Genomic DNA, 8,174 nt, shown 5'->3' on the forward strand with positions numbered 1-8,174 from the left:
CGAGGTAGCGTGTCAGCCCGCCGTGGGCGCTCACGCTCGGCAAACTTCTGGCGGCCATGGAACCCGTCTCCGGCAGCCTCAAACGGCTGCACTCTTCCCGTTCAACCTGCCCCCCGGCACATTCGTCTATAAAACCTTTGCCATGCGCGGAAAAGGCGACTCGGTATCACAGTTGCTTGAATGTAACCGCAATCTCGGCGAGATCCTCAGGTAGCGGACTATTAAATTCCATTAATGTGCCGGTCACGGGATGCACGAAGGCAAGCCGTGCGGCATGGAGCGCTTGGCGTTCGAGGCCCGCGAGCTTCGTCTGTGCGTCCCCCGCCAATTTCCCCAGCTTTGACTTAAACCCGCGGCCGTAAAGCGGATCGCCGATCAGGGGGTGCCCAATATGGGCCAGGTGCACGCGCACTTGGTGGGTGCGCCCGGTTTCCAGCGTGCACTCAACCAGCGCGGCGAGGGGGCCGTCCTTGCTGTGCCCGTAGGTCTCCGCCACGCGCCAGCGAGTGGCGGCCTCACGTCCTTTCTCCTCGGAAAGCACGGCCATCTTGGTGCGGCTTGTGGGGTGGCGTCCGATCGGCGCCACGATACGTCCGTGCGGCCGCGAAGGCGCGCCCCACACCAGCGCGAGGTAGCCGCGCTCCATCTCGCCGGTGCGGCCATGGTCGGCGAATTGCTCGGCGAGGGCGCGGTGGGCCTGGTCGGTCTTGGCCACGACCATCAGCCCGCTCGTATCCTTGTCGAGGCGATGCACGATGCCGGGCCGCGCCACGCCGCCAATGCCAGAGAGGGACTTGCCGCAATGGGCCACCAGCGCGTTGACGAGCGTGCCGTCGGGCTGGCCGGCGCCGGGATGCACCACGAGGCCGGGCGGCTTGTCGATGACGATGAGCGCGTCGTCCTCGTAGACCACATTGAGCGGGATCGCCTCGCCGGCGATCGTGGTGTCGGCAACGGGCGGCAGGCAAAGTTCGAAGCTCTCGCCCGGTTTGACCCTGTATTTCACGTCCTCTATGGTCGCGCCGCTTGATGCCACCTGGCCGTCCCTGATGAGGGCCTGTACCCGCGTGCGGCTCAACTCCGGGAGCACGCCGCTCAGGAACCGGTCGAGCCGCATATTCGCGTGGCTTTCCTCCGCTTCGGCAGTGAGGCGTTCGACAGGCGGTTGATGTGATTGCGGCATTTCAGGACCTTAGACGATGGCGGTGACGAGCGAGCCTGACAATACGCCCCTGCCGGGCACGGTGTTTACGCCGCGCCAGGTGCGCGGGCTCAAGATCGCCGTGATCGTCATGGGCATCCTCTTGGTGGGCGGCTTCGCCTTAGTGATGGCGGCTATCGTTTATCAGGCCTCGAAGCTGGGGGATAAGAAAGTGCAAGCGCCAGCCGCCGGCCAAGCCTCGGCACCGGCTGAGGCCTCCGGCTCCGCGCTCGCCCTGCCGCGTGGCGCCACGATTGCCTCCATGGCCCTTGATGGCGACCTGCTGGCCCTCCATCTTCAGACCAGCACCGGGCCGGAGATCGCCGTCATCGACGTGACCACCGGCAGGGTGCTTTCCCGCATCAAGATCGACGCCGATTAGCCTTGATCGCGATCCAGGCGGCAAGCTATAGCTTCTCGCTCGCGCGCTGGCCCCGTTCGTCTAGCGGCCTAGGACGCCGGCCTCTCACGCCGGAAACAGGGGTTCGATTCCCCTACGGGGCGCCATTTTTTTCGAGCTCACTATACCATAGACACACCTTGGGAGTGGTGGAGGCGCTAGGAGCCCCGTAGAGCGCCGTATTCTCCGTCGGTACAGAAGGCCGACCAACGTCCAACGCCGGGCCTCACCTGACTTGGTGCGTTGCTAGGCCGGATATGTCCGAGTGGAAATGATCGGTGTCGCTCGCTCACTGGGAAGAGCACTGCCGCAGACGGAGCGCCGTAGTTGCCCGAATTGCCCCGCTCAGGTCTCGGCACAGGCGCCGGCAACGCCTCAGAAACTCAATTCCATCCTGTGTGAAACCGAAGATCAGGCCATGGCCTTCGCCTCCGCCATGACCTCCGGAAAGACCGAGCCGATCGCCATCAACCTGGTCAACAAGGCCGCGGGCGCTGAGGTTTGCGGCCGCTATATCGGCTACGCCGTGGTCGAGACGGCGGGCTTTTCATCCTGGCGGGCCTGCGCTTTGCCGAAGACGGCCGGCTCGGTTGGACCGCGAACTGGATGGCACCCTTCAGCGGGTCGAACTTGGCGCGCGGGATCTAGCGAAAATTGCCGTTATCTTGAGCAATTACGCGCGGCAGTGGCGAAGTCCTTGCCAATCATCTGATCTCTGTTGCCGTCCTGCTCTATCGGGTGCGCATCGATAGGCGTAGGCTGTTGACAGTCTTGCGAATCACTTTTTTGCGGTGCAGCATTCATTTCGAAGACTGGTCAAGGGGCTAACGCTGCGCGTCAGGTCTTCGCACCGGACAATGGGACTTCGAAATACGACGCGAATCCACCGACTTAGAGGCACTCTGCCGCAGGGCGTTTACCTTGCATGAAACTTGCAGGAGGCATACTAAGTGGGTGGGACCAAGCAGGCGAATGTTGCATTGCAGCATGAGCCGGAAGCGCAAAGACAGGTTCCAGCCGGTCTAGGGGAATTTGGGAGGTATCGGTCCGCAAGGATCCCGAGGAGTGGCGTTCGTGCAACCTAATTGAGGGGGCCAAAATGCCTACGACACTGACCCTAGCCGTGATGGCGAGCCTTTTCCTTCCGGTCCAGGCCGTGAGACAGCCGCCGACGGCACCACCACAAAAGCTCAACGCCGTATTGTGCAAGTCTGAGGTGCAGGCAATCGCGCTTGCCCGGAGCATGGCCTACGTCGCGGTGGAGGTCGAAAAGACCACCAACGACCATGGCGGCTTGTTCATGCTCGCGGGCCTGCGGTTCGCGGAAGATGCGGCGCTCGCCTGGACGGCGAGCTGGTTCGCCCCGTTCGAGGGCGCCAATCTAGAGCGGGGAGCTTAAGCCATGCCCGTACCCATGCCAGCAGCTGTCGTCCTGATCGTCTGCAAGACGGTCATTGCCGGGCCCGCGGATCAGAACGCGCCCTATACTGGCTACGAAAACCGGGAATGGGCCACGGAGCACTCCATGATGGTATGCCGCCGCCAGGAGGTTCAGCTCTTCGATCAGGCGGAATCCCTGGGAGCCGCGGCCCAGCCATTCAACCTGCAACGGTGCCAAAGATCGGGTATCATGCTCGGGACCCAATGGGACGCCGGGCATCGCGGCTCGAGCTACCGTTTCTGGCGCGTGGCGTGCCCGGTTCCGATCGTCGATACCAGGACCGGAGACATCATTGCGTGGAAAATGCCCGAATGCGGTCACCGCGATACGGTACGCTGTGAGGTCGATGCGGAGATTTAGGGCGATACCGTCCTAGACTCTCGTTCGCTGGAGAGCTCCGTCAGGGCATCTCCGCGGTGGAGGACTTGGCCATGCCACTTTGGTCGAGGGTTGCGGCTGGCATAGCGATTGCCGTCACCTTGCTCGGCTTTGCGGTCTTCAAGGCCTATTCCGAGAGGCTCGGCCCGATCATCCAGGCCTACGGAATCACCTATTACAACGATGACGGCCCCAAGGCCGTGGCGCCGCCATGCAAATCGGAGAGCGAGATTCGTTCCGCGATCGCCCGGGTGCACGCCAAGTTCGATCATTTCGGCGGCGCGCCGCTTCGCGCCTTCGAGCAGCGGGCCGCGCGATTGAAGGGACTGCCGCCGCTCGGCATCGACACGCTCTACGTCATCACGGAGGACGACAAACTCCGGGACGGGCAGACGGTGCTGTTCATCGGGCTCACGTCGAACTGCGTCAGCACGGTCTTCAGCTTCCCGGCGCGGCTCTATCGCGAGCTCGCCGCCGTACCGAGGGACGCCTCGTGAAACGGTGAGCGCGCACGTGCCGGAGGGCGAACTCGTTTACGCCGTCGGCGACATTCACGGCCGGTCCGACCTTTTGGCAAAGCTGCTGCGCCAGATCGAGGCGGACGCCGCGCGGCAGGATGCGGCGAACAAAACTCTCATCTTTGTCGGCGACTATGTGGATCGCGGGCCCGACAGCCGCGGGGTGGTCGAGATATTACTGAACGCGTTGCCCGAGGGCTTCTCCGTTCACTTCCTCAAGGGCAATCACGAACAGCTCCTGCTCGACTTCCTGGACGATGCCGGGCGGCTCCGTCATTGGCGGGTCAATGGCGGTGAGGCGACCATGGCGTCCTATGGGGTCGACGTGGACCAGCTCGACAAGACGGGCGCGCCGCCCGAGAGCTGGCGCGAAGCCTTCATGGACAAGCTGCCGCCGGCGCATTTCGACTTCTTCCGGCACCTCGGTCTTCAGGTGCCGTTGGGCGACTATCTGTTCGTGCATGCGGGCGTGCGGCCGGGCGTGCCGCTTTACGCCCAAGACAATTTCGATCTCATGTGGATCCGGGATGCGTTCCTCGATGAGATCGAGCCGTTCGGCAAGGTGGTGGTGCACGGGCACACGCCGACTTCCGAGCCGGTCGTACGCTCCAACCGGATCGGCATCGACACCGGCGCCGTCTTCAGCGGGCGCCTGACGGCGCTAAGACTGAAGAACGGGAAACGGAGCTTTCTGCAAACGTGAGGCTTTAACCACGGGTCTGAGTGTTGTCGGCCACGAGGCCACGCAAGCGGCTGGTCAGGCTGCCGCCGCCTGCCTTGTCCTCACTGCGCTTTGCTCTACGCGCGGCGAAGCGCTGCGCCAAGCTACTTTTTTGCTCTGGCTCTTCGGCGCCCTCTTCGACGTGCTCGTCTTCTTCGACGTATTCGTCCTCGCGGTAATCTTCTTCGTGTGGCGCCTCGCCGTGCTCCTCGGAGTAGTGCTCTTCCTCATCCGCCTCGGCGTAGGCACTCTCATGCTCCTCCACGCCGGCTGCTTCCATCTCCATGGGGGTCCGCTCCATGGCAGGCTCCGGCGCAGCGCCGTTGCCGGCCCGCGCTTCATGCCAAGCGGCCTCCTGGGCCATTACCCCCTCGGTAATCTCGGTCTCGGCGTATTCACGCTGTGGCGCGGCGTGCCCCTGCGCACCCTGGCTCCGCGCGGCGGTGAGAATCTGCGAGGCGAGGCGGCTCAACTCGCGGCGGAGAAAGGCATTCTCCTCGGCGCTCATCTTGGCGCGTTCCAGGTCCTCCTGCGTGCGCGACAGCTCCGCGGCAAGACGCTGGCTTTCGGCAGCCGCGCGACCGTCCGACTTGGCGGAGCCGCGCCCGGAGGCGCTGCCGCTCTCAAGCGACATGCGCAAGCGGTCGATATCGGCGCGCTGATTGTGAACCGTGCTGCGCGCGATTTTGAGCGCCTCGGACTGGGAGGCCACCGTATTGCGCAGCTCGGCGTTGACCGTTTCGAGCTCCGCCAGCGCCTTCTTGGCCGCCTTGAGCCGTGCGTCTAGGTCGGGCAGGCGCCGCTTGATGGTCTGCTGGAGCACGCGGTTGGCGTTCTGGCTTTCCTGAAATTGACTTTTGACGCCGGTCAGGTCGGTGTTCAGCAACTGAATCTCGACGCGGCGCTTGTTGGCCTCGATCAGCTCGCGCGCGGCCTTCTCTTTGGACTTCTCAAGCGCGACCTCCACCTTGCGCAGCTCGATGGCGAACTCGGCGCGCTGCTGATCCTTATCAGCCTGAATGTCGGCCAGGGACATGGGCATCGTCGCTTCAAGCTTGCGCGTGGTCAGCTTGACGGCGCGGTTCCACAGCGGGGGGGCAAGCATGAGGGCGAGCAGGCATCCCAAGAAGAAGCCCAACGCCGCGAACATGAACCATTCGATCATCAAGGCCAGCGTTCCCGAAATTAGCGCCCACGCGCCACCTTCTCCGGCGCCTCTCGGGCAAGCTCAAGCGACTTCGGCCGCCACCCGGGGCGTGAGCCGCGAAGACCTTGGCTTCAGCTTCCTTAGCGCCAATCTAGAACGGATTCCAGGTGGGCTGGCGGGTATATTTCAGGTAGCCGATGTTTGCGCCTAACCTAAGGCCGACGCCGGAACGGATTGGCGCCAGGACAAGGTCGTTTCGGGCCAGATATGTGACGCCGACGCCGCCGATGAAATAGGCGGATCCGTCGACCCCAGCGAATCTGTCGTAAATCTGACCCGGGCTGTTGAGATTGTAGACCAGCACCATGGTCTTCGACCCTGCGGCACCGAAATCGTAGCCGACTGACGGCCCCTGCCAGAAAATTCGGTGCTCGCCGGCGTCCTTCGTGTGGAGCACGCCTTCGCCGTAGCGCAGACCGGCGACGAAGGCGCCACCCGCTTCCTCGCCCAAGATATAGCCGTTGGGCCGGCCAGAGCGCTGAAAGGCATATTCCACCACCTTGGCGAAGCCGACCGAGACCTTGCCGAAGAAGCGATGCCCGGTGCCTTTGATCTCCTCCATGGAGAACGTGCCCTCATCGTTGTCGGGAAGCTTCTCCGAGGCATAGCCTTGGCCGGGCTGGTAAGACTCCGCCGCGTTGCCGCTTTGAGGGTAAGCGCCTGGAGCATAGGGGCTCGTTGCGCCACCCACGGAGGGCGGGGGCAGCGTCTTCGGCTCGGTGCCGTTGACCATATCGGCGTACGACTCCGGGGTGATGACCATGGTGTCGTCCTGGGCCGATGCTGGCGATAGAGGAAAACAGTACAAAAAGATCGCCGAAACCACGGCAATTGCGGTGCTGGTGGAACGCATGACTATGCCCTCGGGCTCGAAGCCGGCGTACCCGGCCGGCCGGCGGGGCACACGGCCCCGACCGCTATGGTTTACCGAAACAGTTACCAAACGGTGGAAGGGTTATCGGGGCGTTAAGACCGTGCGACCCCAAGCGACGAAGCTTCCGTTGCGCAATCCCTCTTGCGTCTTGCCGTAGCGGAAGCGCGCGCCGTTCGCGTCGACCACATGGCCGCCGGCGGCTTCCAGGACGGCTTGGCCCGCGGCCGTGTCCCACTCCATGGTCGGTCCGAAACGGGGATAGACGTCCGCGCGTCCCCGCGCGATCTCCAGGAACTTGACCGAGGAGCCCGCACCGGAGCGCTCCGAAATGTTGAATCCTTCCAAGAACTTCTCCGTCTCCTCATCGAGATGGGAGAGGCTCACGAGCGCGGTCAGCCCGCTCGGGTCTCCTTGCCGCGCATGCAGGCGCTTGCGATCGAGCGTCTCGAGATCGGCGCCATTCGCGTCCGGCGTCATCGCCGCCTCGATCGCAACACCGTCGGCCGTGGTCACGGCTAAAAGCGCGCGCGCCGGGGCGTAAACGAGCCCGAAGCGGGGGACGCCTTCCTCGATCAGGGCGACATTCACGGTGAAATCCGTGCGTTTTTTGATGAATTCTTTCGTGCCGTCGAGCGGATCGACGAGGAAAAACCGTGCGCCGAGCGGCGCCGAGCGGTCGGCTGCGGTCTCTTCGGAGACGATCGGAACATCGGGGGCCAAATCCTTCAGCGCGGCAAGAAGGACGACTTCCGAGTCACGGTCAGCCTTGGTGACGGGGGAATCGTCGGCCTTGGTCTCGACCTCGGTGGGGCCGGCGCAATGCGCCATGATCGCCGCGCCGGCCTTGGCGGCGGCGCCGGTAAGAATCTCGGCGGCGCGGCCGAGATCGAAATCGGGCTTGGGGTCGGGGGCGAGCGCGGTTGTATGTCTTGGTGCTGACAAGGCAAGATGCTCCAAAGGGATGCTGATTCGTTTCGCGCTTTCGCGCGCGTCTTAGGTGAGCCCTTCCTGTAACAGAAATTCGTGCGCGGACCACGTGATCTCCGCAAAAAGCCTGCGGAGGCGAAGGGAGGAGGCCATGACAGAGCCCACGGCACTCGGCGATCTTGATCTGGCGGCGCTCGTATCGAGCCGTATCTGCCATGATGTCATCAATCCCGTTTCGGCGATCTCCAATGGTTTGGAGATGCTGGCCGAGGAACCGGACGATGAGATGCGCGAGGCGGCGATGGACCTCATCCGCAAGAGCGCTGCGCAGGCCTCCGCCAAGCTGCAGTTTGCGCGCCTGGCTTTCGGGGCTGCAGGCTCAGCAGGCGCGGAGATCGATTTGCGCGACGCGGAGAAGGTGGCGCGCGAATTCGCCCAAGGCAGCGGCAAGCACGAGGTCGTGTGGAACGGGCCGCCGCTGACGGTGCCGAAGAACAAGGTCAAGCT

Annotated in this window: 10 protein-coding genes, 1 tRNA gene and 1 pseudogene; 8 read left to right on the plus strand and 4 right to left on the minus strand. The window is 63.8% G+C overall.

What is annotated here, in order from left to right; genetic code table 11:
- Positions 1 to 166: 166 nt before the first annotated feature.
- A complete protein-coding gene (locus tag ACSLE4_RS01525) occupies positions 167 to 1,183 on the minus strand; it encodes an RluA family pseudouridine synthase (protein ID WP_435902728.1) in 1,017 nt (338 codons plus the stop codon).
- Positions 1,184 to 1,199: 16 nt separating this feature from the next.
- On the opposite strand from ACSLE4_RS01525, the gene ACSLE4_RS01530 reads away from it, so the two are divergent.
- The 7 genes from ACSLE4_RS01530 to ACSLE4_RS01560 all read left to right on the plus strand — a co-directional run bounded on the left by ACSLE4_RS01530 (position 1,200) and on the right by ACSLE4_RS01560 (position 4,641).
- Complete coding sequence (locus tag ACSLE4_RS01530; RefSeq protein WP_435902729.1) at positions 1,200 to 1,583, plus strand: hypothetical protein; 384 nt, start codon at positions 1,200 to 1,202, stop codon at positions 1,581 to 1,583.
- 49 nt (positions 1,584 to 1,632) lie between these two features.
- Positions 1,633 to 1,708: transfer RNA gene (locus ACSLE4_RS01535), tRNA-Glu, on the plus strand.
- Positions 1,709 to 1,872: 164 nt separating this feature from the next.
- Positions 1,873 to 2,313, plus strand: a complete 441-nt coding sequence (locus ACSLE4_RS01540) for a hypothetical protein (RefSeq protein WP_435902730.1) — start codon at positions 1,873 to 1,875, stop codon at positions 2,311 to 2,313.
- 387 nt (positions 2,314 to 2,700) lie between these two features.
- Positions 2,701 to 3,000, plus strand: coding sequence for a hypothetical protein (locus ACSLE4_RS01545; protein ID WP_435902731.1), 300 nt, complete (start codon positions 2,701 to 2,703; stop codon positions 2,998 to 3,000).
- Between the two features lie 3 nt (positions 3,001 to 3,003).
- On the plus strand, positions 3,004 to 3,402 hold the full coding sequence (locus tag ACSLE4_RS01550) for a hypothetical protein (RefSeq protein WP_435902732.1): 399 nt from the start codon (positions 3,004 to 3,006) through the stop codon (positions 3,400 to 3,402).
- Positions 3,403 to 3,473: 71 nt separating this feature from the next.
- Positions 3,474 to 3,917, plus strand: coding sequence for a hypothetical protein (locus ACSLE4_RS01555; protein ID WP_435902733.1), 444 nt, complete (start codon positions 3,474 to 3,476; stop codon positions 3,915 to 3,917).
- A gap of 4 nt (positions 3,918 to 3,921) precedes the next feature.
- Positions 3,922 to 4,641: a metallophosphoesterase family protein gene (locus ACSLE4_RS01560; protein WP_435902734.1), complete on the plus strand. Its 720-nt coding sequence runs from the start codon at positions 3,922 to 3,924 to the stop codon at positions 4,639 to 4,641.
- A gap of 4 nt (positions 4,642 to 4,645) precedes the next feature.
- Here the strand turns inward: ACSLE4_RS01560 and ACSLE4_RS01565 are convergent, their stop codons facing one another.
- The 3 genes from ACSLE4_RS01565 to cysQ form a co-directional block, all read right to left on the minus strand.
- Positions 4,646 to 5,824, minus strand: coding sequence for a hypothetical protein (locus ACSLE4_RS01565; RefSeq protein WP_435902735.1), 1,179 nt, complete (start codon positions 5,822 to 5,824; stop codon positions 4,646 to 4,648).
- 133 nt (positions 5,825 to 5,957) lie between these two features.
- On the minus strand, positions 5,958 to 6,719 hold the full coding sequence (locus ACSLE4_RS01570) for a DUF1134 domain-containing protein (protein WP_435902736.1): 762 nt from the start codon (positions 6,717 to 6,719) through the stop codon (positions 5,958 to 5,960).
- 102 nt (positions 6,720 to 6,821) lie between these two features.
- Positions 6,822 to 7,682 carry a 3'(2'),5'-bisphosphate nucleotidase CysQ gene (cysQ, locus tag ACSLE4_RS01575; protein ID WP_435902737.1) on the minus strand — a complete coding sequence of 287 codons (861 nt, stop codon included), beginning with the start codon at positions 7,680 to 7,682 and terminating at the stop codon, positions 6,822 to 6,824.
- 136 nt (positions 7,683 to 7,818) lie between these two features.
- Between cysQ and ACSLE4_RS01580 the strand changes: the two are divergent.
- Positions 7,819 to 8,174, plus strand: a pseudogene (locus ACSLE4_RS01580) (histidine phosphotransferase); the annotation flags it as partial.

Source organism: Methyloceanibacter sp. (assembly GCF_051306395.1).
Lineage (GTDB): Bacteria > Pseudomonadota > Alphaproteobacteria > Rhizobiales > Methyloligellaceae > Methyloceanibacter.